Genomic DNA, 25806 nt, shown 5'->3' on the forward strand with positions numbered 1-25806 from the left:
CTACCTGGGCACCCCCCCTTCCCAAAGGAAGAAGGGGCGCCGTTATTTCCGAGGCAGTCTGTCGCCTTAACTTTCGTCCAGCTCGATGTTGATACCGAGGGAGCGAATTTCCTTCAACAATACGTTGAAGGACTCGGGCATGCCCGGCTCCATGCGGTGATCGCCGTCCACGATGTTCTTGTACATCTTGGTCCGGCCGTTAACATCGTCCGACTTGACGGTCAGCATTTCCTGCAGAGTATAGGCGGCACCGTATGCTTCCAGTGCCCACACTTCCATCTCACCGAAACGCTGACCACCGAACTGGGCTTTACCACCCAGCGGCTGCTGGGTAACCAGACTGTAGGAGCCAGTAGAACGGGCATGCATCTTGTCGTCCACCAGGTGGTTCAACTTCAGCATGTACATATAGCCCACGGTGACCGGACGCTCGAAGGTGTTACCGGTACGACCGTCGAACAGGGTGATCTGACCGGATTCCGGCAGATCGGCCAGCTTCAGCATGCGCTTGATCTCGTGCTCGCTGGCACCGTCAAAGGCAGGCGTGGCAATCGGCACACCCTTGCGCAGGTTGTTGGCCAGCACACGGACTTCTTCGTCGCTGAAGGTGGACAGGTCCACTTTCTGCTGCACCTTGTCACCCAGATTATAAACTTCCTGGATGAATTCGCGCAGACGGGCCAGCTCTTGCTGTTCCTTGATCATGCGGTCGATTTTCTCGCCCACGCCCTTGGCCGCGAGGCCCATGTGCGTTTCGAGGATCTGACCGATGTTCATCCGCGACGGTACACCCAGCGGGTTCAGTACGATATCGACCGGGGTACCGTGCTCATCGTGCGGCATGTCTTCTACCGGCACTATGGTGGAGATAACACCCTTGTTACCGTGACGACCCGCCATCTTGTCACCCGGCTGAATGCGACGCTTGACCGCCAGGTAAACCTTGACGATTTTCAGTACGCCCGGGGCCAGATCATCGCCCTGGGTGATTTTGCGACGCTTGTTCTCGAACTTCTTGTCGAAGTCGGCTTTCAGCTCGGCCTGCTGCTCGGCGAGCTGTTCCAGCTCGATTTGCTTGGCTTCGTCGTCAATCGCCTGTTCCAGCAACTGGTTACGAGGAATTTTGTCGACCTGGGCCGCACTGACACCGGAGGCAATCAGCACATTACGAGCACGAGCGTAAACGCCGTCTTCGAGGATGCTGAACTCTTCGGTCAGATCTTTCTTGGCCTGCTTGAGCTGCATGTGCTCGATGTCCTGAGCACGCTTGTCTTTTTCCACGCCATCGCGGGTAAAGACCTGCACGTCGATAACAGTACCGAATACGGAGTTGGGAACCCGCAGTGAAGAATCCTTCACGTCGGACGCCTTCTCACCGAAGATGGCTCGCAGCAGCTTCTCCTCGGGAGTCAGCTGGCTTTCGCCTTTCGGCGTCACCTTGCCGACCAGAATATCGCCGGGCTGCATTTCTGCACCCACGTAGACGATACCGGACTCATCCAGCTTGCTCAGCGCCGCTTCACCCACGTTGGGGATGTCGGCGGTGATCTCTTCCGGACCCAGTTTGGTGTCACGGGAGATACAGGTCAGTTCCTGAATGTGAATGGTGGTCAGACGATCTTCTTCTACCAGCCGCTCGTTCAGCAAGATGGAATCTTCGAAGTTGTAACCATTCCAGGGCATGAATGCCACGCGCAGGTTCTGACCCAGCGCCAGTTCACCCAGATCGGTAGACGGGCCATCGGCCAGTACGTCACCGGCCAGTACCCGCTCGCCCGGCATCACGCAAGGACGCTGGTTGATACAGGTGTTCTGGTTGGAGCGGGTGTATTTGGTCAGGTTATAGATGTCGATACCGGCTTCGCCCGGCAGCATCTCTTCTTCATTCACCTTGACCACGATGCGCGAGGCATCGGCGTAGTCGACGATACCGCCACGCTTGGCAACCGAGGTCACACCGGAGTCTACCGCCACCGCGCGCTCGATACCGGTACCTACCAGCGGCTTGTCGGCGCGCAGAGTCGGTACGGCCTGACGTTGCATGTTCGAACCCATCAGGGCTCGGTTGGCATCATCGTGCTCGAGGAAGGGGATCAGGGAGGCCGCCACAGAAACAATCTGCTGCGGGCTCACGTCCATGTACTGGACCTGATCCGCGTTCATGTAGGTGGCTTCACCCTTGTGACGCGACGGAACCAGTTCGTCCATCAGACGGCCTTCTTCATCGATGGCCGCGTTGGCCTGGGCGATCACGAAGTGACCTTCCTCGATGGCAGACAGGTAATCCACGTCATCGGTAATCTTGCTGTCGATCACTTTACGATACGGGGTCTCGAGGAAACCGTATTCGTTGGTGCGCGAGTAGCAGGCCAATGAGTTGATCAAACCGATGTTCGGACCTTCAGGCGTTTCGATGGGACACAGACGACCATAGTGGGTCGGGTGTACATCTCGCACTTCAAAGCCGGCACGCTCACGGGTCAGACCGCCCGGGCCCAGGGCCGAAATACGGCGCTTGTGGGTGACTTCCGACAGCGGGTTGTTCTGATCCATGAACTGGGACAGCTGGCTGGAACCGAAGAACTCCTTAACGGCCGCCGAAATCGGCTTGGCGTTAATCAGATCCTGCGGCATCAGGGTGTCCAGATCGCCCAGAGACAGACGCTCTTTCACCGCCCGCTCAACGCGGACCAGGCCGACGCGGAACTGGTTTTCTGCCATTTCGCCCACGGAACGAATACGACGGTTACCCAGGTGGTCGATATCGTCCACTTCGTCGTTACCGTTACGGATGTCGATCAAACGCTTCATCACGTCGACGATATCGGACTTGGTCAGGGTACCGGCACCGGTAGACTCATCACGGAACAGGCGACGGTTGAATTTCATCCGGCCTACGGTGGAGAGATCATAACGGTCTTCGGAGAAGAACAGGTTTTCAAACAGGGTGTCGGCTGCTTCACGCGTCGGCGGCTCGCCCGGACGCATCATGCGATAGATTTCCACCAGCGCTTCGAGGCGGCTGTTGGAAGAGTCGATACGCATGGTCTCGGACATGTAGGCGCCGTGATCCAGTTCATTGGTGAACAGGGTCTCGAACTGTTTGATGCCGGCCACAGACAGGTTGGCCAGGTTTTCCAGGCTCAGCTCGCTGTTGGCAGCAATCATCACTTCGCCGGTATCGGCGTTGATATAGTCCTTGGCAGACACTTTACCGACGGCATATTCCACCGGTACTTCAATTTTATCGATGCCGGCCTTTTCCAGTTGACGGATATGGCGGGCAGTAATGCGGCGTCCGGTTTCCACCAGTACTTCGCCATCTACCATGATGTCGAAGGAGGCGGTATCACCACGCAGACGATCGGGCTTGAGCTCCATCATCAATTTGCCGTCGGTCACCTCGAAACGAGTGGTTTCGAAGAAGAGCTCCAGGATCTCTTCGGTGGTGTACTCCAGCGCGCGCAGTATGATAGACGCGGGTAGCTTGCGACGACGGTCGATACGAACGAACAGGTTGTCTTTCGCATCAAACTCAAAATCGAGCCAGGAACCACGGTAGGGGATCACGCGTGCGTTATACAGGACCTTACCGGAAGAGTGGGTCTTGCCACGATCGTGATCGAAAAACACACCCGGGCTGCGATGCAGCTGGGAGACAATTACCCGCTCGGTCCCGTTGATAACGAAGGTACCGTTTTCAGTCATGAGCGGGATTTCGCCCATGTAGACTTCTTGCTCTTTGATGTCCTTGACAGTACCGGCCGCAGCCTCTCTGTCATACAGGACCATCCGCAACTTCACACGCAGCGGTGCCGAATAGGTAACACCACGAATTTGACATTCCTGCACGTCAAACACGGGCTCGCCCAAGCGGAAACTGACATACTGCAATTCGGCAGTGCCGGAATAGCTGGTGATAGGGAAAACGCTGCGGAAAGCCGCTTCCAGTCCGTACTCGCCTTGCGGATCTGCTTCAATAAACTGTTTGAAGGAGTCAAGCTGGATTGATAGCAGGTAAGGCGTGTCCAAGACCTGGTCACGTTTACCGAAGTCCTTACGAATGCGCTTTTTCTCTGTGTAAGAGTAAACCATAGGGTTCCTCAGCTCGCTGATAAGTGACCCACTCTGTCCAAATGGGACAGCTCTAAAACATCGTTTTTTTTCAGACCGAATGTCTCGACAACACCCGGGTGGCTGGTACAACAAGAGGCAGAAACGATGTGAAAATTCCCCTCATCCTACAGCGCAAAAGGGCCGGTGAATAAAGATTCACCAGCCCTAGCCTGATTGCTCAGGCCGCTAAGCTATAGAATAGCTTATTTGAGCTCAACAGAAGCACCGGCTTCTTCGAGTTCAGTTTTCAGTGCTTCGGCTTCGCCTTTGCTCAGTGCTTCTTTAACGGCACACGGAGCGGCTTCAACCAGGCCCTTGGCTTCTTTCAGGCCCAGACCGGTAGCAGAACGTACGGCTTTGATAACAGAAACCTTGTTGGCGCCAGCTGCAGTCAGCATAACGTCAAATTCGGTCTGCTCTTCTACAACAGCAGCTTCGCCGGCAACGGCAACGGCAGCAGCGGCAGAAACGCCGAACTTCTCTTCCATAGCTTCGATCAGTTCAACAACTTGCATTACAGACATTTCTGCAACGGCTTCGATGATTTGGTCTTTAGTGATAGACATGACTCAAATTCCTAATGTTCTGAAGTTTTCGGTAATCAAGCAGCCAGAAACAGCTTAGGCGGCTTCGGCTTCTTTTTGGTCGCGCAGAGCAGCGATGGTACGAACCAGCTTGCCAGCGGAGGCTTCTTTCATAGTCGCCATCAGCTTCGCAATTGCTTCGTCGTAAGTCGGCAGTTTTGCGAGACGGTCAATATCGGCTGCGGGGATAAATTCGCCCTCGAATGCCAGACCTTTAACCTCGAAAGCGTTTTGCTCTTTGGCAAAATCCTTGAACAGACGAGCGGCAGCGCCCGGGTGTTCGTTGGAAAACGCAATCAGGGTAGGACCAACAAATACCTCGTTCAGGCATTCATAGCTGGTCTCTTGCACGGCCAGGCGAGCCAGCGTGTTACGGACTACCTTGAGGTAGATTCCGTTTTCACGGGCTTGCTTGCGCAGTGTGGTCATGGCAGCCACGGTAACGCCACGAGAATCGGCAACTACCGCAGACAGGGCGCCCTTGGCAGCTTCGTTGACTTCAGCAACAATTGCTTTTTTGTCGTCGAGTCTTAATGCCATTGGCTAAACTCCTGGATCCACCTGGGATATACCCAGATTAAACACACGCCCCTTATTCACAAGGGGCACCAAGGTGGCAGATACCAGAAGAAAGGAATGCTTTCTAACTGGGTCCCGGCACCATCTACGCTGGAAAATTAAGACGTTAAAGTCTCCAGCGGTCTTGGACGGGAGTCGAAGCCCCCAACCAAATCACAAGGCGCAAAATTCTACGGGAATCGGTGCGCCTTGTAAATGCTTATTAAGCGTCCAGGCTAGCCTGTTCGATAGTCACGCCGGCACCCATGGTGGTGGACAGCGTCACTTTCTTGATGAACACGCCTTTGGCGGAAGCAGGCTTGGCACGCTTCAGCGCACCCAGCAGGGCTTCCAGGTTGCCTTTCAGGCTTTCAGCGTCGAAATCAACCTTACCGATAGTGGTGTGGATGATACCGTTCTTGTCGTTGCGGTAGCGTACCTGACCGGCCTTGGCGTTTTTAACGGCTTCGGCTACGTTCGGGGTTACGGTGCCCACTTTCGGGTTAGGCATCAGGCCGCGCGGGCCCAGGATCTGGCCCAGCTGACCCACAACGCGCATGGCATCGGGAGAAGCGATAACCACGTCGAAGTCCATCTCGCCTTTCTTGACCAGATCGGCCAGGTCGTCCATACCAACCAGTTCGGCACCGGCAGCCTTGGCGGCTTCGGCATTGGCACCCTGGGCGAATACGGCAACGCGAACGTCACGACCGGTGCCGTTGGGCAGTACGGTAGCACCACGTACGTTCTGGTCGGATTTACGCGCGTCGATACCGAGGTTAACGGCAACATCGATGCTTTCTACGAATTTGGCGGTGGCCAGCTCTTGCAGCAGGGCAACGGCTTCGTTGATTTGGTACTCTTGTGACGCGTTTACACGCTCACGGATAGTACGCATACGCTTAGTCAGTTTAGCCATCGTCTTAGCCCTCCACTACCAGGCCCATGGACCGGGCAGTACCTTCGATACAACGAACACGAGCATCCTCATCGGCGCCGGTCATGTCTTTCTGCTTCACGCCGGCAATTTCTTCCAGCTGAGCACGGGTAACGGTACCCACCTTATCGGTGTTGGGCTTGCCGGAACCGGACTTGAGACCAGCCGCTTTCAGCAGCAGGTAAGCTGCGGGCGGAGTCTTGGTTTCGAAGGTGAAGGAACGGTCGCTGTACACGGTAATGATAACCGGGATCGGCGAGCCTTTTTCCAGGCTTTCTGTACGGGCGTTGAACGCCTTACAGAATTCCATGATGTTAACGCCGTGCTGACCCAGAGCAGGACCAACGGGCGGACTTGGGTTAGCTGCACCGGCTGCAACCTGCAGCTTGATGTAGGCTTGTACTTTCTTAGCCATGTATTAATACCTCGTGAATGGGTGTTAGCGCCTCGGAGTCAAGCTCCTGAATCGGCTCCCCAGTGTTAAAAGGGCGGCAAATTGTAGTTTTATTTGCCGCCCCTCGCAAGTTTTATGGCTGAATTTCGCTCAGGATTTTTCTACCTGACCGAACTCCAGCTCTACCGGTGTAGAACGACCGAAGATGAGTACCGACACCTTGACCCGGCTCTTCTCGTAGTCGACCGATTCCACCACGCCGTTGAAGTCGGCGAAAGGACCATCGGAGACGCGAACCACTTCGCCAGGCTCGAACAGCGTCTTCGGTTTCGGCTTGTCGATCGCATCCTGCAGACGATTGAGAATGGCGTCCGCTTCCTTGTCGGAAATCGGCGCCGGACGCTCCGGCGTGCCGCCGATAAAGCCCATCACCCGGGGGATGCTGCGCACCAGGTGCCAGGTGGCATCGTTCATCTGCATCTGCACAAGCACATAGCCGGGGAAGAATTTGCGTTCGCTTTTGCGCTTCTGGCCGGCGCGCATTTCTACCACTTCTTCGGTAGGCACCAGCACTTCGCCAAACTGTTCTTCCATGCCGTGCATCTTGATATATTCACGCAGCGACTTGGAGACACGACCTTCATACCCGGAAAACGCCTGGACCACATACCAACGCATTCTTTGTTCTGGTTCTGACATGGTTAATCCTTATACTCCGGTGACCAGATTGACCAGCCATACCAGCAGGCCATCCAGCAAAAACAGAAAAAGGCCAACCAGAGCGGTGACGGCCAATACGATCAGGGTGGTCTGGATAGCTTCCTGGCGACTCGGCCAGACAACTTTACGCATTTCCAGACGGGATTCTTTGGCAAAGGCAAAGCTGTTCCTGCCTTTCTGGGTCTGATAGGCCAGCAAACCGGCAATACCCACCGCCACGACGACACCGGCAGCACGAATAACCACCGCCAGATCACTATAGAGATAATTTGCGACCACGGCCGCGATCAAAATAATGAAAACCAGCCCCCATAACAGGGTGTCTTTAGCCCCGCCCTGGCTCTCAATGTTTGCACTCATAAGCTACCTGTCTAAAAACTTTAGTCTGTCACAGACGCGAAAACCCCGCTGTCGGCGAGGTAAGTGGCAGGGGCGGAGGGACTCGAACCCCCAACCGTCGGTTTTGGAGACCGCCGTTCTACCAATTGGAACTACGCCCCTATACAAGAAAGCCCCCATTATAGGGGCATTCCGATGCGATTGTAAGCGCAATTACTCGATGATTTTGGCGACGACACCAGCCCCCACGGTACGGCCACCTTCACGAATCGCGAAGCGCAACCCCTCTTCCATCGCGATGGGAGCAATCAGGTTGACCACCATCTGAATGTTGTCACCGGGCATGACCATCTCGACGCCTTCCGGCAACTCTATGGTGCCGGTCACGTCGGTAGTACGAAAGTAGAACTGGGGACGATAACCCTTGAAGAACGGAGTATGACGGCCGCCTTCCTCCTTGGACAATACATAGACTTCGGACTCGAAGCCGGTGTGCGGGTTGATCGACCCCGGTTTGGCCAGCACCTGACCACGCTCGACATCTTCACGCTTGGTGCCTCGCAGCAACACACCGACGTTTTCGCCGGCGCGGCCTTCGTCCAGCAGCTTGCGGAACATTTCAACGCCGGTACAGGTGGTCTTGATGGTGTCCTTGATACCGACAATTTCCACTTCTTCACCCACCTTGACGATACCGCGCTCGACACGACCGGTCACCACGGTACCGCGGCCCTGGATAGAGAACACGTCCTCGATTGGCAGCAAAAAGGCACCATCAACGGCACGCTCGGGCTCGGGGATGTAGGAGTCCAGCGCGGCAGCCAGTTCCAGAATCTTCGGCTCCCACTGCGGGTCGCCTTCCAGGCCCTTCAGCGCAGAGCCCTGAATAACCGGAATCTCGTCGCCCGGAAAGTCGTACTCGGACAGCAGTTCACGCACTTCCATTTCTACCAGCTCGAGCAGTTCGTCATCATCGACCATGTCACACTTGTTCATGAATACCACGATGTAAGGTACACCGACCTGACGGGCCAGCAGGATGTGCTCACGGGTTTGCGGCATGGGGCCATCGGTGGCGGCCACCACCAGGATGGCACCATCCATCTGCGCCGCACCGGTGATCATGTTTTTTACATAATCGGCGTGACCGGGACAGTCAACGTGAGCGTAATGACGGGTTTCGGTATCGTACTCGACGTGAGAAGCCGCGATGGTGATGCCGCGGGCTTTTTCTTCCGGGGCATTGTCGATTTGATCGAAGGCGCGGGCAGCACCGCCAAATTGTTTGGCAAGGACGTTGGTGATGGCAGCGGTCAGGGTCGTTTTACCGTGGTCAACATGGCCGATGGTGCCGACGTTTACATGCGGTTTGTTACGTTCGAACTTTTCTTTAGACATGCTCATGCCTCTAACTGGTTGTGTGGGAAATAAACCACGCGAATCGCAATTAGAAAGTATATAGCAAAATCAGACTTGGCGTTTTGGGAGCTACTGAAGTGAGTACTGGAGTAAAGAAGTGGTGCTGATACCCGGATTCGAACTGGGGACCTCACCCTTACCAAGGGTGCGCTCTACCAACTGAGCTATATCAGCAAAACTGGAGCGGGCAGCGGGAATCGAACCCGCATCATCAGCTTGGAAGGCTGAGGTAATAGCCATTATACGATGCCCGCAAAACACGTTGTGTTTAACAGCGCCTGCGCTGTTTTATTTCAGACCCGTTACGACGAACCGGTCTGCAAAAATGGTGGAGGGAGCTGGATTCGAACCAGCGAAGGCTGAGCCGTCAGATTTACAGTCTGATCCCTTTGGCCACTCGGGAACCCCTCCAAATTTTAATGGTGCCGGCACCAAGAGTCGAACTCGGGACCTACTGATTACAAGTCAGTTGCTCTACCAACTGAGCTATGCCGGCACTTGAGCGAGCGGAATTCTAGGGCAAGGCCATGACTCTATGCAACACCTTTACCGCAAGTTTTTTCAATTGTGGGTTCGAACGGACAAAAAAACACCATACAGACGTTGCTTTGACGTCCGCACCGTCCACGATCGCTCGACTATTAGCCTGTTTCCCTCGTAACAGCGTGCTGTACGGCTTCGGCTATAGCCTTTTGTCGCCTTGTTCATCCCCAGACCATGGTGTATCGTCCCCGAGCGACCCACAGGACACGCCCATGACGATAGATAACTACTCTCCCTATCTGGCCTTTTCTCGCGAAACCTGGTCAGAACTGCGCGACGCGGTGCATCAACCCCTGAGCGAGGCGGAACTCACACGCCTGCAAGGCATCAATGACAAGGTATCCCTGGCGGAAGTCAGAGACATCTACCTGCCCCTGTCCCGTCTGCTCAACCTCTACATCAAGGCCAAGCAGCGTCGCAATCGCGTGCTGGATCAGTTTCTCGGTAAAGAACCCCGCCATGTACCTTATGTGATCAGCATCGCCGGCTCGGTGGCGGTGGGAAAAAGCACCACGGCACGCATTCTTGAAGCGCTGCTGGAACGCTGGCCCCAGCACCCCAAGGTGGCACTGGTGACCACCGACGGTTTTCTGTACCCCAATGCGGTGCTGGAAGAGCGAGGCCTGATGCGCAAGAAAGGCTTCCCCCAGTCTTATGATATTCGCCGGCTGGTGCAGTTTGTTTCCGATATCAAATCCGGCAAGCCCAGGGTCACGGCGCCGGTCTATTCGCACCTGATCTACGATGTGGTGCCGGGACAGCAAGAAGTGGTGGAGCAGCCGGATATCGTGATCATCGAGGGGCTGAACGTGCTGCAGAGCGGCATGGATTATCCCCACGAGCCGCACCGGGTATTTGTGTCGGACTTTGTGGATTTTTCCATCTTCGTGGATGCAGACGAGCGACTGCTGAAAACCTGGTATGTGGAGCGTTTTCTCAAGCTGCGCGACGGCGCCTTCAGCAATCCGGCGTCTTACTTTCACCACTACGCCCAGCTGTCGGAAGAAGAGGCGGTAGCCACCGCAGGCCGCATCTGGCAGGAAATCAACTACAAGAACCTGAAACAGAACATACTGCCGACCAAGGACAGGGCCGAGCTGGTGCTGACCAAAGGCAGAGAGCACGGCATCGATCAGGTGTGGTTGAAAAAGTAATTCCGGGAATAGGGATTCGGGATTCGGGATTCGGGATTCGGGATTCGGGATTCGGGATTCGGGATTGGAGACCGAACCAGTCCCCAATCCCGAGTCACAAATCCCCGGGGTTGCCGCGCAGCGAGATTTCACCACCCAAAAAGCGCTTGATTTCACCGCTTTCCAGCTCCAGCAGCAGGGCACCCTGCGCATCTATGCCCCGGGCGATGCCATGTATTTGCTGCTCGCCCATCAGTACCCGTACCGCCTTGCCGTTGAAGTAGTCCAGCCGGTTCCACTGTTCGCGAAAGGCGGCAATGCCCTCCCGTTCGAACAACACCAGGCTGCGCTGCACCTGGTGCGCCACGGCAATCACCAGGCTATTGCGATCCTCGATATTGCCAAGCTCGGCCAACTCGGCCCACGGTTGAGTGATACGCTCCTGCTCGGATTGGGGTAGCAGCAGGTTCAGCCCCATGCCGATCACCAACTGGCAGGGTCCACCGGCGGTGCCGGACATTTCTACCAGAATGCCCGCCAGTTTGCGGCCGTTCAGGTAGAGGTCATTGGGCCATTTCAGCTCTACACCGGGGAAGCCTTGTGCTTCCAGCGCCTCGACCACGGCAATGCCCACCACCAGACTCAGACCCATGGCCGCCGCCATGCCCTGTTCCAGCCGCCAGTACATACTCATGATCAACTGACCGCCGAAGGGAGAGATCCACGGCCTTCCGCGTCGCCCTCGCCCGGCAGTCTGGCATTCGGCCACACAGATATCGCCCTTCTCCAGCCGGGACAGCAAATCAAACCAATGCTGATTGGTCGAGCCGATCACTGGCACCAGTTCGGCCCGGTTCGGCGCCAGCGCCTCGCTCAGCCGTGCCTGATCCAGCAGTTGCAGTGGCACCGCCAGGCGGTAACCCTTGCCGCTGACGCTGTAGACCTCCAGCCCCAGCGCCTTGAGCGCCTGCACATGCTTGCCAACCGCCGCCCGGCTGACGGACAGTTGCTCGCCCAACTGCTCGCCGGAATGAAACTGGCCATCGGCCAGGCAGCGCAGCAATTGTTCGCGCAGGGGAGTCAGTTCAGACATGCCAGCGCCTCGTCCAGGTGGGTTTCGCCGTTGGGCCCGATCATCCGCACCTCGGGTTCGAGCCGCACACCAAACAGCTGCTCTACCCGTTCCCGCACCAGTGCCGCCAGCCGCAATACATCTTCGGCGGTGGCGCCGCCGTGGTTAACCAGCACCAGCGCCTGTTCGGTATGCACTCCGGCACCACCGATCCGGGTTCCCTTGAGGCCCGCCTTGTCGATAAGCCAGCCGGCCGCCAGCTTGCTCCGCCCGGCTTCTGCCGCAAACACCGGCAGCGCCGGCCAGGCCAGCTTGAGTGCCTCGGCCTGGGCCGTGACCACCTTGGGGTTCTTGAAGAAGCTGCCGGCATTGCCCAGCACCGCCGGATCCGGCAGCTTGGCCTGGCGAGTGGCACAGACCCGGTCGAAAATCTGCTGCGCCGTGGCCGCCTCGCCCAGCTCCGCCAACGGGCCGTAGCCCAGCACCGGCTGCCAGCGCTTGGGCAGCCGCAGGGTCACACTCAGGATCAGGTGATGACGCGCCTCATGCTTGAACACGCTGTCCCGGTAACCGAAGGCGCACTCGGCCGCCGACCAGTGATGGATCTCACCCGTGGACCAGTCAAAGCTTTCCACCTGCTCGCAGAATTGCGCCAGCTCCACCCCGTAGGCGCCGATATTCTGAATGGGCGAGGCGCCGACGGTACCCGGGATCAACGCCAGATTTTCCAGCCCCGGCATTCGCTGCTCCAGCGTCCGGCACACCAATTGATGCCAATTTTCGCCACCTTCCACCTTCAACAGCCAGGCATCGTCGGTGTCGGTGGCATTGATGCCCTTGAGTCGGTTCACCAGTACCAGACCATGAAAGGGCGCGGTAAACAGCAGGTTGGACCCTTCTCCCACGATCAGCAGGGGTTCATCCCGGCGGGTTTGCCACAAGGCGAGCAATTGTTCCCTTTGCTCCAGCACCGTCAAACGATCGGCGGTTTGGGCAAGGGCGAAGGTGTTATAGGGGGCAAGGGATGCCTGGATGGGCTGCATGGTCGCGGTTCCTGAATAAATGCCGCGTCAGTGTACCCCAAGTACCGAAGCGGGTTAAGCCGCGCCGCAACGGCACCGGCACATATCTGTCGTCACTTTTTCCGGGTGGTAAAAGTCATTTGCCGGCCGCTCACGCCCACCGGTCTTGACCGGTACGGCGCTTTCGCCGAGATTAACCTGCTCATCAGTCAGAACCAGGATCATCATCATGCACAGAGCCAATGCCGAACAATTGATCGCCGACTATTACCGGGCCTTTAACGCCGGTGACATGGATACCTTTCTCGGCCTGCTGACCGACGATGTGCAGCACGACATCAATCAGGGCGAGCGCGAAACCGGCCGCGAGGCATTCGCCGCCTTCATGGATCGCATGAACCGCAACTACCGGGAACAGCTGGTCGATATTCAGATCATGAGCAGTGCCGATGGCAGCCGTGCCGCCGCCGAATTTGTGGTGCTGGGCGAATATCTGGTGACCGACGACGGCCTGCCCGAAGCCCGCGGCCAACGCTACCGACTGCCGGCCGGCGCCTTCTTCGAGCTGCGCGACAACAAGGTGGCGCGCATCAGCAACTACTACAACCTCAACGACTGGATAGCCCAGGTCGGCGCCTGATGAGTAGCGCGGTCCGACTACTGACGGTCACCGGCCCCGGGCTGGCACCCTGGCTGAACCGGCTGGCCGAACTGCGTATCCGGGTATTTCGCGACTTTCCCTATCTCTATGACGGAGACCCGGGTTACGAGGCCGACTACCTGAGCACCTATCTGGACACCGCCAGCAGCGTCTGCGTGCTGGCCCTCGACGGTGATCGGCTGGTGGGCGCCTCCACCGGCCTGCCCCTGGGTCATGAAACCGAGGCCTTTCGCCGCCCCTTCGTCGAGCAAGGCCTGAACACCGACCGCATCTTCTACTGCGCCGAGTCGGTGCTGTTGCCCGAATATCGCGGACAAGGGCTCTACAAGGCCTTCTTCAATGGCCGCGAGGCCCATGCCCGGCAACTGGGCGGCTTCGGGCTGGCGGCCTTCTGCGCCGTGGTCCGGCCCGCCGAGCACCCGCTGCGGCCCGATGGCTATCGGTCGCTGGATCCGGTCTGGCACCATTTCGGTTACCAGGCCGCGCCGGGTCTGCTGGCTCACTTCGGCTGGAAGGATATCGACCAGCCGGGCGATACCGACAAGCCGATGCAGTTTTACCTCAAGCCACTGGAGGCACCTCTATGACGCCCGCTCTGCGACTGGCCTGCGCCCAGTATCAAATCGATTTTCTGCCGGACTGGGCCGCCTATGAGCACAAGATCCGGCGCCTGGTGCAGGATGCGGTCGATCGAAACGCCAACTTCCTGCTGTTTCCGGAATATTTCAGCATGGAGCTGGCGTCCCTGTTCGAAGAAAGTGTCTACCGTTCGCTCCATGGCCAGCTCGACGCCATGCAACGCCTACTGACGGACTTCAAGGCTCTGTTCGGAGAACTGGCACAGCAACATGGGCTGCATATTCTGGCCGGCACCTTTCCGGTGCGTCAGGCCGACGGCAGTTATTGCAACCGCGCCTTTCTGTTTTATCCCGATGGTCGTATCGACTGGCAGGACAAGCTGCAGATGACCCGCTTCGAAAACGAGCAGTGGCAGATCCAGTCCGGCTGCGAGCTCAAGGTACTGGATACCGTGTTCGGCAAAATCGGCGTAGCCATCTGTTACGACAGCGAATTCCCGCTGCTGGCTCGCCGTCAGGTCGAGGCCGGCGCCAACCTGATACTGGTACCCAGCTGTACCGACACCGAAGCCGGCTTCAACCGGGTGCGCATCGGCTGTCAGGCCCGGGCGCTGGAAAATCAGTGCTTCGTCGCCCAGTCCCCCACCATAGGCACGGCGCCCTGGTCGGAGGCGGTGGACATCAACACCGGCCGGGCCGCCATCTATACCCCGGTGGACTACGGCTATCCGGAAGACGGTGTGCTGGTCATGGGTGAGCCGGATCGGCCCCAGTGGGTAGTGGCCGAGCTGGATCTGGCCGCCCTGGCCAAGGTCCGAACCCAGGGGCAGGTATTCAACCACAGAGACTGGGACGGTCAGATGCGGTTTTGAGTCATACCTGCCACATTAAAAATTCAGCTCTTTATTTCCATTTGCATACCGGCCAAAGAGCCCACTCCGCCGGCTCGCCGTAAACCCATCCATGGGGGCTCCACCGCGCCCTCCCTGGCGCGGAGGGCCGGCGGAGCAGATCCCTTTGCCCTCCTTGAAGGTCAGGCATCGTCTGTATGTTCCGCCATCAGCGAACCAGGGCATCGAACAGAGGTAACAGGAATTGTCTCCCACGACCGTGAAATGCCAGGGACGGCATTTCCGAGCTTACATGGATGTACACGTTGCGTGTCGTGGGAGGCGGCCCTGTCACCTCTGATACTGCGGCGTTATAGCAATAAACTACAAGGCTCCGAGGAAGTAGTATTAATCACCTACTCCGCCAGAAAGGCCTGTACCTCGTCCATGGCCAGGGCGAAGTTGAAATTGCCCCCGGCCTGCACACCCTTCACGGTCATGCCAATCAGGTTGCCTTCGGTATTAAACAGGGCGCCGCCCGAGGAGCCATAGGTGACGGGGGCCGTGGTCTGAATCAAGCGCACCCCGTTTTCGGTTCTCCGGGCGGAGACGATGCCCTCGGTCAGGGTTTTATCCAGTCCGGCCGGGGCGCCGATGGCGAACACCTTTTCGCCCACCCGCACCCGATCGAACGACGCCATGGTATCGGTGAAGTTCAACGGCCGCACCGGCTCGGCCAGGGTCAGCAGGGCCAGATCCCGCCGGGGATCCACCCGGGTGACCTGCCATACCTGTACATCCGCTTCCTGAACCGCGCCACCGTCAGGGCTGCTGTCTATGCTGACCGGCACGCCGCCGGCCTGCAGCAGATGATAACTGGTGATGGCGCGGTACGAGTCGATGGCAATGGCCGAGCCGACGCTGAGTGGCTCGAAGTCGGCGCCCAGTTGCTCGTACACCACTATCTTGTACACGCTGGCAGCATGACGGGCATAGATGTTTACCCCTGGCAGACCGGAAGCCACGCTCTGGCTACCGGCGGCCACCACTCGCAGAGAAGGCGGGGTCAGCAGCGCCAGCAAGCGGCCACAGTCGGCATCGCCCTGATCGGCACAACGACGAAAATGCTCTGCCGCCTTGCGCCGATTCCGATACTCGGCGCCATAATCGCCCCGGTAAATGAGGCCCAGTTGTCGATGCGCCTGGCGGCTCCACTGCGGATCATCGGCATTCGCCAGTTGCCTGAACCAGCTGATTGCCTGGCCGGTGTCCTGCCGGGTTCCCCTGCCCTGCAGATACATGTCGGCGACTTCAAGCCGCGCCTCGGGATAAGCATCGCTGCGGGCCGCATTCAGGTAATACGCAAAGGCCTTGTCGTCGTCTCCGGCGAGCCGGGCCGCGTAACCGGCCTGATACCCGGCATCGCCATTCAGGCCGCAGCCGGCGAGCAACAGAGCGCCGAGGGCGAACAACAGGGGTGTCTTGTCCATGATGGGCTTCCGTCTGTGGCGCAACAACCACGGCGCCGGCGAGTTGAAAGCCTAAGCATAGCAGGCCGGCAGCGCCGAGCTTTCCAGACCTACGCCTTGCGCGGCTTGCGCTTGCGAAACTGCTTTGGCTTGCCGCCGCCCTGCAGGCCGCTGAACGCCGCCGGGTCCACCTGGCTGATCAACACCGGCAGCGAGGCTTCCAGCTCGGCCATAAAGCCCTGATAAGCGGCCTGCTTGCGACTGATGGCATCGAGCACCGCCTCCCAGCGGGCGGTCATGTCCGGGGTAGTGGCCGACTCGGGCAGGCTGGCGATCAGCTTGATTCCCGCTTCGGTGGCTCGAATCTGCTTGCCCTCGCGTGTGAGAAAGCCGCGCTTGAACAGCAACTCGATAATGCCGGCCCGGGTTGCCTCTGTGCCCAGACCATCGGTGTCGCGCAGTATTTTTCTCAGCTCGGCATCGGTGACATAACGGGCGATATTGGTCATCGCCGCCAGCAGGGTGGCGTCACTGAAATGCTTGGGCGGCTGGGTCAGTTTGTCGAGCAGCTCGCCTTCGAGGCACAACAACGCATCCCCCACCGCCAGCGCAGGCAGCACGGGCTGTAATTCGGGATCTTCCTCTTCTTTCTTGTCCGGCCGGGCAAACAGGGCTTTCCAGCCCGGCTTTATTTGCTGGCGGGCGCGGGCGACAAAGCGGCCGCCGGCGATGTCGACTTCCAGCTGCTTGTCGGCATATTCCCAATGCGGATAGAACTGGGCCAGATACTGGCGGGCAATCAGCTGATAGACGTTTTGCTCGGCGCCGGACAGCTTGCCGCCGTCCATCGCCCGGGCGGTGGGAATAATGGCGTGGTGCGCCTCGACTTTCTTGTCGTTCCAGGCCTTGCTGCGCAGGCTCAAATTCGCTTCGTCCACCGCCGACGCCAGTTCGGGACAGGTTTGGGCCAGGGCCCCGGTAACCGACCCGGCCTGATGATAATGATCTTCCGGCAGGTAGCGACAGTCGGAGCGGGGGTAGGTGATCAGCTTGTGCCGCTCATACAGGGTCTGGCACACATCCAGCACCTGCTTGGCGCTGAGGCCGAAGCGACGGGCCGCGTCAATCTGCAGCGTCGACAGGTTGTAAGGCAGCGGCGGCGCCTGCCGGCGCTGCTTGCGTTCGGCCCCGGCCACTCGCCCCGGTTGGCCCTGAATGCGTTTGATGACGTTTTCCGCCAGGGCGCGGGAAAGCACCCGCCCCTCTTCATCCTGCCAGGGCCGACAGGCGTCGCTGGGCTGCCATTTGGCCTTGAAGCGTTCGCCGGCCTCGGTCTGCAACAGCGCCAACACCTCGAAGTAGGGTTTGGCGGTAAATGAAGCGATTTCCCGATCCCGGCGCACCACCAGCCCCAGCAGCGGGGTCTGTACCCGTCCGACCGACAGCACCCCCTGATAGCCCATTTTCTGGCCCTGAATGGTGCACAGTCGACTCATGTTGATGCCATAGAGCCAGTCGGCCCGGGAGCGCGCCAGCGCCGACACCGACAGCGGCACAAAGTCCCGGTTGGGCCGCAGCGCCGCCAGCGCCTTTTTGACCGCCGCCGGGTTGAGGTCGCTGATCAGGCAACGTTGCACCCGTTCCCGCCGGGCGGCAGACACCCCGCAGAAACTGATGACCTCGTCCACCAACAACTGGCCCTCCCGGTCCGGGTCGCCCACATGAACGATGTCGTCGGCCTGCTTCAGCAGCTTCTTCAACACCGTCAGCTGGCTGCGGGTCTTGGGCTTGGCTTCGAGCTTCCACTCGCGGGGAATAATCGGCAGGTGTTCCAGCCGCCATTGCTTGAAGGCAGGATCATAGGCGTCGGGCTGGGCCTGCTCCAGCAGGTGGCCGATGCACCAGCTGACCACGTCGCCATTGCCCAGGCGAATAAAGCCATCGCCCTTCTGATGGGGTTTGGGCAACACCTCGGCCAGGGCGCGGCCGAGGCTGGGTTTTTCGGCAATATAGAGGATCATAGGGGGGCGCTTTTTACTGCAAATAATGGCTGCCTGTAGGCTACTGTATATGGATACAGGTTAGCAGCAGGGCGGGATCGACTTCAATAATCGTCCTGCAGCAGAAAGTCGTCCATGGCTTCCACCAGGTAAATCCAGTCGTCTTCCACCACCGGCGTTACCGGATCTTCGTCACCTTCGCCATACTCTTCCCAGTAATAGGCGCGCAGCGCCAGCGGAAAATCGCCGTAGTCTTCGGCCAGGGCAGACAGCGGGCCAAACCAGAGAATGCGAGTCAGGCCACTGGTGAGATCGTTGAGGTATTCCACCAGGGTTTCCGGCTCCGGATATTGCTCCATCAGCAGCTCGAACCGCTCCCGCGCCACCGTGGTTTGCTGCTCGTCCAACTCGCCCAGTTCGGCCACATGGGCCAGATAATCACTGAGCAAATACTCGCGGGCCTGATCCTCGTCGCTCAGCCACTGGCAGCGGGTCTCTTTGCGGCTGATCACCGACAACGCCACGCCCTCGTCGAGAAAACACAATGCCCATAACCGGTTATCCATTCACTACTCCGCTGCTTGCCCAAAAGCCGCCAGTTTAACCGATAGCCGGCAAAGATGTGAGGGGCGCGGTCACCGGTCCCCTCATGCCTTGCTTTTCACCGCTTTTTTCTCGCTCCTCGCTTTCAGCCGGGTTCGCCACCAGCGCTTCAGCTTGTCGCGCCGCCACCACAGCAAACCCAGGCTGAGCGCCAGATAGAAGGCCGGCTCCATCCAGCCGGACTTGACGCCCCACCAGAAGTGAATCGGTATCAGCAGCGCCGGCAGATACACCCAGTTATGCAGCCGCTGCCAGCGAGGGCCAAGCCGACGCTGCCAGCCTCGGGTAGAGGTCAGCGCCAGCAACAGCAATACCACCCAGGACACCATGCCTAAGGTAATAAAGCCGCGCTTGACGATTTCCTCGCCAATCTGTCCCCAGGCCAGCTGCAGGTCGAGCAGCAGCCACACCAGCAGATGCAGGCTGGCATAGGTAAAGCACCAGAGTCCCAACAGCCGGCGCACCTTGATCAAGCCGCCATTTTTCAGTTTCTTGGCCAGGGGCGAGATGCAAAGCGTCAGCAGCAACAGCCGCAGCGACCAGTCGCCGAGAAACTGCAGCAACTCGGGGACGGGATCGGCGCTGAAGCGCCCGACCTCGAAGGCCCAGGGCAGCCACAGCAGCGGCAACACCGCCGCTGCATGCAAACCGACCTTCAGCCACAACAACCCTTTGGGGGTCAGTTTCATCAGTAGAACTTCCTCAAATCCATCCCCCGATAGAGGTTTGCGACTTCTTCTTCATAACCGTTGAACATCAGCGTCGGCTGGCGCTCGCTGCCGAACAGGCCGCCTTCGGCGATCACCCGTTCGCTGGCCTGACTCCAGCGGGGATGATCCACCTCGGGATTCACGTTGGCATAAAAACCATATTCGTAAGACGCCAGCCGGTTCCAGGTGGTGGGCGGCTGCTTGTCGGTCAGGTGAATGCGCACGATGGACTTGATGCCCTTGAAGCCGTACTTCCAGGGCACGACCAGCCTTATCGGCGCCCCGTTCTGGGGCGGCAGCGTCTTGCCGTACATGCCCACCGCCAGCATCGCCAGCGGGTTCATGGCCTCGTCCAGACGCAACCCTTCCACATAGGGATAATCGATGCCGCCACCGAGAAAACGAGAGGCCTGACCGGGCATCTGTTCGGGATCATACAGGGTTTCAAAGGCCACATACTTGGCTTTGGACGTCGGCCCCGCCGCCTTGATGATGTCTGCCAACGGCACCCCCAGCCAGGGAATCACCATCGACCAGGCTTCAACGCAGCGATGACGATAAATACGCTCTTCCAGCTGCTGCTTTTCCATCCACGACCAGACGTCAATGGTCTGGGGATTATCCACTTCACCGGAAATGGTCAGCGTCCAGGGCTTGGTTTTGAAGCCTTGAGCATTACGCGCCGGATCCGACTTGTCGGCGCCAAACTCATAGAAGTTGTTATAGCTGGTGGCCACCCGCTCGGCCGTGGGCGGCACCGCTATTTGATAGGCGTCGGGACGATTGAAGGTCAGCGGAGTGGTGATGGCGGCCCCCTTGCTGGGGGTGGCTTTTTCATCCCCCAGCAGGGAACCGAACAAGCCGGCACTGGCCGGGCCGCTCAATGCCGCGGCGCCAAGTCCCAGTCCGAGCCCCTGCAATATCTGTCGGCGCTGGCGATAAACCGATTCCGGGGTAACCTGGTTTTCGCTCAGTTGTGATTTTTTCTTGAGGTGTATCCGCATGTGAAATCCGTGGTGACTGGCTTATTGGGTACAAAGAGCGAGTAAAGTGTATAAATCTTTCATTCCCTGTTTTTTTCTTTGTAAGTGCCGGCCTCGATACCGTGTCGGCTGAGCAGCTTGTAGAAGTCGGTCCGGTTGCGTCCGGCCAACGCGGCCGCCTGGCTGACATTGCCTTCGGTCATGCGCAGTATCTTGTGCAGATACAAGCGTTCAAACTCGGCCCTGGCCTCGTTGAAGGTCGGAAAGGGTTCGCTGCTGCCCGCCAGTATGCCCTCAAGCAGCTGCGGGCCTATGACCGGGGCCGACGCCAGCGCCACCGCCTGCTCTACCACATTCAGCAATTGCCGCACATTACCCGGCCAGCTTGCCGCCGCCAGCATCGACAGTGCCTCGGGCGCAAAACCGGTCACCTGGGTGGACTGGCGCTGCCTGAGCTGGTCCAGCGCGTGACGCGCCAGCAGCGGAATATCTTCGGGTCGTTGCTGCAACGCCGGCAGGTTCAGGTTCACCACATTGAGTCGGTAAAACAAGTCTTCCCGAAAGGCGCCCTGCTCCATGGCACTAACCAGGTCCCGGTTGGTGGAAGACAGCACCCGCACATCGGTCTTGATACTGCTGGTGGCCCCCAGTGGCCGTACCTGCTGCTGCTCCAGTGCCCGCAACAGTTTTATCTGCAGCGTCGACGACAGTTCTCCCACCTCTTCCAGCAACAGGGTTCCGCCCCGAGCGGCAAGAAAAACGCCCGGATGATCGGATACGGCGCCATCGAAGGCGCCTTTGACATGGCCGAACAGTTCGGACTCCAGCAATTGCTCGGTCATGGCGCCGCAGTTCAGGGCAATAAAAGGGTAATCCCGCCGTGGGCTGGCATAGTGCAACACCTCGGCCATCAAGGCCTTGCCCGAGCCGGAAGGCCCGGTCAGCATGACGCTGATATCCAGCGGGGCCATGCGCCGGGCCTGCTCCAGCAAGGCCACCATGGTCGGACTGCGGGTCATGATGCTTTGCTGCCAGTCGTCTTCCATCGCCGGCAACGATACCGACAGCGCTTCGTTGATGGTCCTGCGCAACGCCTCCTTGTCGATGGGTTTGGTCAGAAAACCGAATACCCCGGAACGGGTGGCGGTCACCGCATCGGTAATGGAGCCGTGCGCCGTCATGATCACCACCGGCAGCCCCACATGCTGACGCTGAATGCGGTCGAACAGCGCCAGACCATCCATGCCATCCATGCGCAGATCGCTCAGCACCAGATCGGGGCGCTCCTGCTCCAGCCATTCCAGCGCCTCGGCGCCGCTGGCCGCCGTGCTGACTTCAAAGCCTTCACTCTTCAGCCGCAGTCCCAACAGTTTCAACAGGCTGACATCATCGTCTACCAGCAGTATTCTGGCTTTACGCTTCATGGCGCTTCTCGAAATTTACGTTCGTTGATCTGCTGATCGATGCTGGCCAGCTCTTTCAGTTTTCGGGTCAGGCTGTTGATCTGTTGCTGGCGTTCCGCCAGTTGCCGATTAAGGGTCAACAACTCCTGATTATAGCGCTGATAGGCGCCAAAAAATTGCTGCAGCCGGGTGTTCACCGCCGGCAGATGCTGCTTGAGCAGCTGCTGCGCCTGCTGTCGCTGACCGATACTGGCCCGGGGGTGACTCAGCCACAGGGCCAGCTTCAATTCCCTGTTAGCGGATTCCTTGTTGGCGGAATCGCTGTCGGCAGGCATTTTCTGCAGCTGCTGCACTTCTTGTTGACGCGCTTTTTCACTGCTGTCCATCATCTCGGCCGACAGTTGCAGCCAGTCATGCAGCTCCCGAGTGTCGGATCCCGTACTCCAGGTGGCATCGATTTGCTGTTGATAAGGCAGCGAAAAAGGCAGTGAACAGCCGGACAACATCAATGCCAGCACACCGCAACACCAGATTCTAGTCATCTCTTGTTCCTTGCTCTTGGCTTGTGGGCAGACTCAGTTCAAAACAAACCAGCTCTGCCATGGTGGTATTCAATATCAGCCGCCCGCCCATGCTGACGGCGGCCTCCCGCGCAATACTCAACCCGATGCCGGAGCCCTTGAGCACCCCTTTTCGCACCTGGCTGCCCTGCACGAACGGTTCGAAAATGCGCTCTCTGTCCCGCTCCGGTATTGGCTGCCCGGTGTTGGCGACCGTCAGCACATAGTCTTCGGCGTCGAACCGGGATTCGATCCGCAGCACCCCCGCCACATCGGCGTAATTGACCGCATTGGAAATCAGATTATCCAGTACCAGCTTGAGCCGATGCCGGTCTGCCAGCGGGCTGGCTTCATCCAGCGCCAGGCTAACCTGCAAGCGCTTGTTCTCTATGGTCAACCGATGGGCTTCCAGGCTTTGCTCCAGCAGTGGCTGCACCATCACCGACTCCTGATAGACCTGCACCTGCTGAATACGGTTGTAATCGAGCAACTGCTCGATCAGCCCCTGCAGGCGAAAGCTGTTGTGAACCAACAGCTCGCAGATTTCATCCTGCTCGTCGGTCAGCGGCCCTGTTACTCGCTCCAGCAACAGGTCGGCGCCCTCTCTGAGACTGGCCAGCGGCGTTTTCAGTTCATGGGACAGATGGCGCAGAAACTGCAGCTTCTGGGCTTCCAGTTCGCGCAGGCGATGATGCAACCACTGCAGCTTGTCGCCCAGCGCTACCAGCTCCGCCGGCCCCCGAACCGGCCTTTCTTCCGGCTCGACCCCGGCCCCCAGATTGAGAATACGCCGCTCCAGTTGTCGCACCGGGCGAATAATGAGATAGGTAAACAACAGCACCAACAACAAACTGGCTCCGCCCAGGGCCGCACTCAGCATCCACAGCTGCCGGCGCACCTGCGTCACATGCTCGCGCAGCTGCTCGATACGCCCGTCAATCTGCGCCCGGGTCAGCTGGTCCAGCGCCAGGGTGTCGCGGTTGAAGGCACTGAACAGCTCGACCCGCTCACGAATTTGTTCGCCACTGGCCTGGGCCAGATCCACCAAATCGATCAGTTGATGTTGTAACGAGGCACCCAGGGGGCCGCCATCGATGCCCAGCAGCAGTTGATCCAGCTCCAGCCGATAGCGTTCCAGCAGACGCAGATAGGAGTGACGCAATTCCGGGTTGCCCAATACCGCATAGCGACGAATGGCGCGCTCCATTTCCAGGGTCAGGTCGTTCATGTCCGAGGCGCGCCGGGTATCGATAACCGCGCTTTCAATCCCGTCCTGCGCCAGCAGATTCACCCGGTCCAGGCTGCGGCCATTCTGAATAACCAGCAGGATCAGCGGCAGCAACACCAGCGAAAAGGCAATCAGTACCAGTTGTAGTAAAGAGCGGGGGGCGAATCCCCTGACCCCGTTAGACATTATCCATACACTCACTCGGTTATTAGGGTCTGTTGGCCTTAAGCAACGCAGGATAACAAAAATGCCCGCAAACGCAGACTACAGAAACAACAAAGCTCCCCAAGGCGTATTGCTCGCACCAATACCTGGCCATGGTGTTGGCAGAGCCCCGCCTATCAATGGTTCAGGCTGCACCTATTGGCTTACCGGGCGTAACAATGCCACACTCAGCTTATGCGCAATAAAAGGAGAATGGCGATGGCAACAGTAAGCGAAATAATGCGGCACAGCCTGCCGTTACTGAGAGCCGAGATGTCGATCACGGAAGCCTTGGACCGGTTGCTGGAGTCCGAGCTGAGCGGCCTGCCGGTGGTCGACTCGCAACGGCAGATTGTCGGGTTTCTTTCCGAGCAGGACTGCATTCCCAAGCTGATCAACGCCAGCTATCACTGTGACAACAGGGTCACGGTCAATGATCTGATGCGTAAAGATCCCTTGACCGTTACCCCCGATGCCGACGTATTCGAGCTGGCCCGCATCATGGGCGGCGCCAAGCCCAAGCTCTATCCGGTGGTTGAAGATGGCAAGGTCACCGGTATCGTTACCCGCCACCAGGTCATGATGTTTCTCAACAAGCAGTTGCAGAACTGCTCCATCAGTTACTGAATACCGAATGATCGAATACGAAAAAGGGAACCCGAAGGTTCCCTTTTTGCCGTGTAACCCGACCGCCGATTACAGCAGGCCGTCAACCGACTCGCTCAGCTCGGCGGGCCACACACCACACTGCACCTGACCGATGTGCGACAGTTGCAGCAGCAGCATGGCAAGACGCGACTGACCGATACCGCCACCGATGGTCTGGGGCAGTTCACCGGCCAGCAGGGCCTGGTGCCATTCCTGGCCGGCGCGGTCTTCATGACCGGTCAGCGCCAGTTGGCGGCGCAATGCTTCCTGATCGACCCGAATCCCCATGGAGGAAATCTCGAAGGCGTCTTCCAGTACCGGGTTCCACACCAGAATATCGCCGTTCAGGCCGGCCAGACCGTCTTTACCTGCACTCGACCAGTCGTCGTAGTCCGGGGCGCGCACATCGTGAATGTCGCCGTGGCTGAGTTTGCCACCGATGCCGACCAGGAATACCGCACCCAGCTCTTTGGCGATGGCACGTTCACGGCCCTTGGCATCCAGATCCGGATAACGGGTCAGCAGCTCTTCCGCATGCAATACCTGAATCTGCTCGGGCAGGAAGGGCGTCAGACCGAATTCGGCGGCAGCCGCCTGCTCGGTACGCTTGATAGCGCCATAGATGCGGTTAACGGTACCGATCAGAAAATCCACATCCCGGTCCTGCGCCGACATCACCTGCTCCCAGTCCCACTGATCCACATAAACGGAGTGAATGGGGCTCAGACGATCTTCATCCGGACGCAGCGCCTTCATGTGGGTGTAGAGTCCTTCACCCGCTTCGAAGCCGAACCGACCCAGAGTATGGCGCTTCCACTTGGCCAGGGAATGCACCACTTCGAAGGAAGCGGCAGGAATGGCCTTGACCTTCACCTGTACCGCTTTTTCGGAACCGGACAGGTTGTCCTGCATGCCGTCACCCAGACGGCTGAGAATGGGCGCCTGTACTTCCAGCAGATTGAGCTGCTGTGCCAACTGACCGGAGAAATACTCCTTCACAAAACGGATCTGGCGTTGGCGTTCAATATAGGACTGCTTCATCTCATTCACCTGAGGTTGCTGATTGGTTTTGATGAATACTCAGGGAATATC

General features: G+C 58.6%; 25 protein-coding genes and 5 tRNA genes. 5 read left to right on the forward strand and 25 right to left on the reverse strand.

The genetic code is table 11. The features are described from left to right. Window positions 1-66: 66 nt before the first annotated feature. The 13 genes from rpoB to ABD827_RS14915 all read right to left on the reverse strand — a co-directional run bounded on the left by rpoB (window position 67) and on the right by ABD827_RS14915 (window position 9563). Window positions 67-4095 carry a DNA-directed RNA polymerase subunit beta gene (rpoB, locus tag ABD827_RS14855; protein WP_298720714.1) on the reverse strand — a complete coding sequence of 1343 codons (4029 nt, stop codon included), beginning with the start codon at window positions 4093-4095 and terminating at the stop codon, window positions 67-69. 224 nt (window positions 4096-4319) lie between these two features. Continuing rightward, a complete protein-coding gene (gene rplL, locus ABD827_RS14860; RefSeq protein ID WP_298720711.1) occupies window positions 4320-4682 on the reverse strand; it encodes a 50S ribosomal protein L7/L12 in 363 nt (120 codons plus the stop codon). 54 nt (window positions 4683-4736) lie between these two features. Further along, window positions 4737-5240 (reverse strand): 50S ribosomal protein L10, encoded by a 504-nt coding sequence (gene rplJ / locus ABD827_RS14865; protein ID WP_344965467.1) that lies wholly within the window; start codon window positions 5238-5240, stop codon window positions 4737-4739. A 241-nt stretch (window positions 5241-5481) separates the two neighbouring features. Beyond that, the gene (gene rplA, locus ABD827_RS14870) at window positions 5482-6177 is read right to left on the reverse strand and encodes a 50S ribosomal protein L1 (RefSeq protein WP_298720705.1); all 696 of its coding nucleotides are present in this window, start codon (window positions 6175-6177) and stop codon (window positions 5482-5484) included. 4 nt (window positions 6178-6181) lie between these two features. Beyond that, entirely contained in the window at window positions 6182-6610 is a 429-nt protein-coding gene (rplK, locus tag ABD827_RS14875; RefSeq protein WP_298720702.1) for a 50S ribosomal protein L11, read from the reverse strand. 129 nt (window positions 6611-6739) lie between these two features. Continuing rightward, window positions 6740-7288, reverse strand: a complete 549-nt coding sequence (gene nusG, locus ABD827_RS14880; protein ID WP_298720699.1) for a transcription termination/antitermination protein NusG — start codon at window positions 7286-7288, stop codon at window positions 6740-6742. A 9-nt stretch (window positions 7289-7297) separates the two neighbouring features. Beyond that, window positions 7298-7669: a preprotein translocase subunit SecE gene (gene secE / locus ABD827_RS14885; RefSeq protein ID WP_344965468.1), complete on the reverse strand. Its 372-nt coding sequence runs from the start codon at window positions 7667-7669 to the stop codon at window positions 7298-7300. Window positions 7670-7733: 64 nt separating this feature from the next. Beyond that, window positions 7734-7810, reverse strand: a tRNA-Trp gene (locus ABD827_RS14890). 51 nt (window positions 7811-7861) lie between these two features. Further along, window positions 7862-9046 carry an elongation factor Tu gene (gene tuf / locus ABD827_RS14895; RefSeq protein WP_344965469.1) on the reverse strand — a complete coding sequence of 395 codons (1185 nt, stop codon included), beginning with the start codon at window positions 9044-9046 and terminating at the stop codon, window positions 7862-7864. 119 nt (window positions 9047-9165) lie between these two features. Further along, window positions 9166-9241: transfer RNA gene (locus ABD827_RS14900), tRNA-Thr, on the reverse strand. A gap of 5 nt (window positions 9242-9246) precedes the next feature. Beyond that, window positions 9247-9321: transfer RNA gene (locus ABD827_RS14905), tRNA-Gly, on the reverse strand. A 72-nt stretch (window positions 9322-9393) separates the two neighbouring features. Further along, window positions 9394-9478, reverse strand: a tRNA-Tyr gene (locus tag ABD827_RS14910). Between the two features lie 9 nt (window positions 9479-9487). Next, a tRNA-Thr gene (locus ABD827_RS14915) sits at window positions 9488-9563 on the reverse strand. 259 nt (window positions 9564-9822) lie between these two features. On the opposite strand from ABD827_RS14915, the gene coaA reads away from it, so the two are divergent. Continuing rightward, window positions 9823-10764 carry a type I pantothenate kinase gene (coaA, locus tag ABD827_RS14920; RefSeq protein WP_298720690.1) on the forward strand — a complete coding sequence of 314 codons (942 nt, stop codon included), beginning with the start codon at window positions 9823-9825 and terminating at the stop codon, window positions 10762-10764. A 94-nt stretch (window positions 10765-10858) separates the two neighbouring features. Here the strand turns inward: coaA and birA are convergent, their stop codons facing one another. The 3 genes from birA to ABD827_RS14935 are packed head-to-tail and all read right to left on the reverse strand — an operon-like array spanning window position 10859 to window position 13068. Next, the gene (birA, locus tag ABD827_RS14925; RefSeq protein WP_344965471.1) at window positions 10859-11836 is read right to left on the reverse strand and encodes a bifunctional biotin--[acetyl-CoA-carboxylase] ligase/biotin operon repressor BirA; all 978 of its coding nucleotides are present in this window, start codon (window positions 11834-11836) and stop codon (window positions 10859-10861) included. Continuing rightward, a complete protein-coding gene (murB, locus tag ABD827_RS14930; RefSeq protein WP_344965472.1) occupies window positions 11824-12858 on the reverse strand; it encodes a UDP-N-acetylmuramate dehydrogenase in 1035 nt (344 codons plus the stop codon). Before murB ends, birA begins: the two co-directional genes overlap by 13 nt. 54 nt (window positions 12859-12912) lie before the next feature. Then, complete coding sequence (locus ABD827_RS14935) at window positions 12913-13068, reverse strand: hypothetical protein (protein WP_344965473.1); 156 nt, start codon at window positions 13066-13068, stop codon at window positions 12913-12915. Between ABD827_RS14935 and ABD827_RS14940 the strand changes: the two genes are divergently transcribed. Genes ABD827_RS14940 through ABD827_RS14950 form a run of 3 tightly spaced genes read left to right on the forward strand, consistent with a single transcriptional unit; the run spans window position 13067 to window position 14948 of the window. After that, entirely contained in the window at window positions 13067-13477 is a 411-nt protein-coding gene (locus ABD827_RS14940) for a ketosteroid isomerase-related protein (protein ID WP_344965474.1), read from the forward strand. The genes ABD827_RS14935 and ABD827_RS14940 overlap by 2 nt on opposite strands. Then, on the forward strand, window positions 13477-14085 hold the full coding sequence (locus tag ABD827_RS14945) for a GNAT family N-acetyltransferase (RefSeq protein WP_344965475.1): 609 nt from the start codon (window positions 13477-13479) through the stop codon (window positions 14083-14085). The genes ABD827_RS14940 and ABD827_RS14945 overlap by 1 nt, the downstream gene beginning before the upstream one ends. After that, window positions 14082-14948 carry a carbon-nitrogen hydrolase family protein gene (locus ABD827_RS14950; protein WP_344965477.1) on the forward strand — a complete coding sequence of 289 codons (867 nt, stop codon included), beginning with the start codon at window positions 14082-14084 and terminating at the stop codon, window positions 14946-14948. Before ABD827_RS14945 ends, ABD827_RS14950 begins: the two co-directional genes overlap by 4 nt. 374 nt (window positions 14949-15322) lie before the next feature. On the opposite strand, the gene ABD827_RS14955 is transcribed toward ABD827_RS14950, so the two are convergent. The 8 genes from ABD827_RS14955 to ABD827_RS14990 form a co-directional block, all read right to left on the reverse strand. Then, entirely contained in the window at window positions 15323-16396 is a 1074-nt protein-coding gene (locus tag ABD827_RS14955) for a trypsin-like peptidase domain-containing protein (protein WP_344965478.1), read from the reverse strand. A gap of 89 nt (window positions 16397-16485) precedes the next feature. Continuing rightward, on the reverse strand, window positions 16486-18396 hold the full coding sequence (locus tag ABD827_RS14960) for a DNA topoisomerase III (RefSeq protein WP_344965479.1): 1911 nt from the start codon (window positions 18394-18396) through the stop codon (window positions 16486-16488). 83 nt (window positions 18397-18479) lie between these two features. Next, window positions 18480-18941 carry a hypothetical protein gene (locus ABD827_RS14965; RefSeq protein ID WP_344965481.1) on the reverse strand — a complete coding sequence of 154 codons (462 nt, stop codon included), beginning with the start codon at window positions 18939-18941 and terminating at the stop codon, window positions 18480-18482. Between the two features lie 81 nt (window positions 18942-19022). Beyond that, on the reverse strand, window positions 19023-19667 hold the full coding sequence (msrQ, locus tag ABD827_RS14970) for a protein-methionine-sulfoxide reductase heme-binding subunit MsrQ (protein ID WP_344965483.1): 645 nt from the start codon (window positions 19665-19667) through the stop codon (window positions 19023-19025). Next, complete coding sequence (gene msrP, locus ABD827_RS14975) at window positions 19667-20692, reverse strand: protein-methionine-sulfoxide reductase catalytic subunit MsrP (protein ID WP_344965484.1); 1026 nt, start codon at window positions 20690-20692, stop codon at window positions 19667-19669. Before msrP ends, msrQ begins: the two co-directional genes overlap by 1 nt. A 59-nt stretch (window positions 20693-20751) precedes the next feature. Continuing rightward, entirely contained in the window at window positions 20752-22095 is a 1344-nt protein-coding gene (locus ABD827_RS14980) for a sigma 54-interacting transcriptional regulator (protein ID WP_344965485.1), read from the reverse strand. Next, on the reverse strand, window positions 22092-22616 hold the full coding sequence (locus tag ABD827_RS14985; protein ID WP_344965486.1) for a hypothetical protein: 525 nt from the start codon (window positions 22614-22616) through the stop codon (window positions 22092-22094). The genes ABD827_RS14980 and ABD827_RS14985 overlap by 4 nt, the downstream gene beginning before the upstream one ends. Then, window positions 22609-24048, reverse strand: coding sequence for a sensor histidine kinase (locus tag ABD827_RS14990; RefSeq protein WP_344965487.1), 1440 nt, complete (start codon window positions 24046-24048; stop codon window positions 22609-22611). Before ABD827_RS14990 ends, ABD827_RS14985 begins: the two co-directional genes overlap by 8 nt. Window positions 24049-24285: 237 nt before the next feature. On the opposite strand from ABD827_RS14990, the gene ABD827_RS14995 reads away from it, so the two are divergent. Then, a complete protein-coding gene (locus ABD827_RS14995; protein WP_344965488.1) occupies window positions 24286-24693 on the forward strand; it encodes a CBS domain-containing protein in 408 nt (135 codons plus the stop codon). A 69-nt stretch (window positions 24694-24762) separates the two neighbouring features. Here the strand turns inward: ABD827_RS14995 and asnA are convergent, their stop codons facing one another. Further along, complete coding sequence (gene asnA / locus ABD827_RS15000) at window positions 24763-25755, reverse strand: aspartate--ammonia ligase (protein ID WP_344965489.1); 993 nt, start codon at window positions 25753-25755, stop codon at window positions 24763-24765. Window positions 25756-25806 lie beyond the last annotated feature (51 nt).

The organism is Oceanisphaera sediminis (assembly GCF_039539745.1).
Classification (GTDB): Bacteria; Pseudomonadota; Gammaproteobacteria; order Enterobacterales; family Aeromonadaceae; genus Oceanimonas; species Oceanimonas sediminis.

What these genes read in the sequence shown, in the direction of transcription:
- murB (WP_344965472.1), bottom strand. Translation starts at nt 12,858, where the DNA reads ATGCAGCCCATCCAGGCATCCCTTGCCCCCTATAACACCTTCGCCCTT.
- nusG (WP_298720699.1), bottom strand. Translation starts at nt 7,288, where the DNA reads ATGTCAGAACCAGAACAAAGAATGCGTTGGTATGTGGTCCAGGCGTTT.
- tuf (WP_344965469.1), bottom strand. Translation starts at nt 9,046, where the DNA reads ATGTCTAAAGAAAAGTTCGAACGTAACAAACCGCATGTAAACGTCGGC.
- rplJ (WP_344965467.1), bottom strand. Translation starts at nt 5,240, where the DNA reads ATGGCATTAAGACTCGACGACAAAAAAGCAATTGTTGCTGAAGTCAAC.
- asnA (WP_344965489.1), bottom strand. Translation starts at nt 25,755, where the DNA reads ATGAAGCAGTCCTATATTGAACGCCAACGCCAGATCCGTTTTGTGAAG.
- msrQ (WP_344965483.1), bottom strand. Translation starts at nt 19,667, where the DNA reads ATGAAACTGACCCCCAAAGGGTTGTTGTGGCTGAAGGTCGGTTTGCAT.
- ABD827_RS14945 (WP_344965475.1), top strand. Translation starts at nt 13,477, where the DNA reads ATGAGTAGCGCGGTCCGACTACTGACGGTCACCGGCCCCGGGCTGGCA.
- ABD827_RS14935 (WP_344965473.1), bottom strand. Translation starts at nt 13,068, where the DNA reads ATGATGATGATCCTGGTTCTGACTGATGAGCAGGTTAATCTCGGCGAA.
- ABD827_RS14980 (WP_344965485.1), bottom strand. Translation starts at nt 22,095, where the DNA reads ATGAAGCGTAAAGCCAGAATACTGCTGGTAGACGATGATGTCAGCCTG.
- ABD827_RS14950 (WP_344965477.1), top strand. Translation starts at nt 14,082, where the DNA reads ATGACGCCCGCTCTGCGACTGGCCTGCGCCCAGTATCAAATCGATTTT.
- rplK (WP_298720702.1), bottom strand. Translation starts at nt 6,610, where the DNA reads ATGGCTAAGAAAGTACAAGCCTACATCAAGCTGCAGGTTGCAGCCGGT.
- ABD827_RS14995 (WP_344965488.1), top strand. Translation starts at nt 24,286, where the DNA reads ATGGCAACAGTAAGCGAAATAATGCGGCACAGCCTGCCGTTACTGAGA.
- rplL (WP_298720711.1), bottom strand. Translation starts at nt 4,682, where the DNA reads ATGTCTATCACTAAAGACCAAATCATCGAAGCCGTTGCAGAAATGTCT.
- rpoB (WP_298720714.1), bottom strand. Translation starts at nt 4,095, where the DNA reads ATGGTTTACTCTTACACAGAGAAAAAGCGCATTCGTAAGGACTTCGGT.
- ABD827_RS14990 (WP_344965487.1), bottom strand. Translation starts at nt 24,048, where the DNA reads ATGTCTAACGGGGTCAGGGGATTCGCCCCCCGCTCTTTACTACAACTG.
- birA (WP_344965471.1), bottom strand. Translation starts at nt 11,836, where the DNA reads ATGTCTGAACTGACTCCCCTGCGCGAACAATTGCTGCGCTGCCTGGCC.
- rplA (WP_298720705.1), bottom strand. Translation starts at nt 6,177, where the DNA reads ATGGCTAAACTGACTAAGCGTATGCGTACTATCCGTGAGCGTGTAAAC.
- ABD827_RS14940 (WP_344965474.1), top strand. Translation starts at nt 13,067, where the DNA reads ATGCACAGAGCCAATGCCGAACAATTGATCGCCGACTATTACCGGGCC.
- ABD827_RS14985 (WP_344965486.1), bottom strand. Translation starts at nt 22,616, where the DNA reads ATGACTAGAATCTGGTGTTGCGGTGTGCTGGCATTGATGTTGTCCGGC.
- msrP (WP_344965484.1), bottom strand. Translation starts at nt 20,692, where the DNA reads ATGCGGATACACCTCAAGAAAAAATCACAACTGAGCGAAAACCAGGTT.
- ABD827_RS14960 (WP_344965479.1), bottom strand. Translation starts at nt 18,396, where the DNA reads ATGATCCTCTATATTGCCGAAAAACCCAGCCTCGGCCGCGCCCTGGCC.
- secE (WP_344965468.1), bottom strand. Translation starts at nt 7,669, where the DNA reads ATGAGTGCAAACATTGAGAGCCAGGGCGGGGCTAAAGACACCCTGTTA.
- coaA (WP_298720690.1), top strand. Translation starts at nt 9,823, where the DNA reads ATGACGATAGATAACTACTCTCCCTATCTGGCCTTTTCTCGCGAAACC.
- ABD827_RS14965 (WP_344965481.1), bottom strand. Translation starts at nt 18,941, where the DNA reads ATGGATAACCGGTTATGGGCATTGTGTTTTCTCGACGAGGGCGTGGCG.
- ABD827_RS14955 (WP_344965478.1), bottom strand. Translation starts at nt 16,396, where the DNA reads ATGGACAAGACACCCCTGTTGTTCGCCCTCGGCGCTCTGTTGCTCGCC.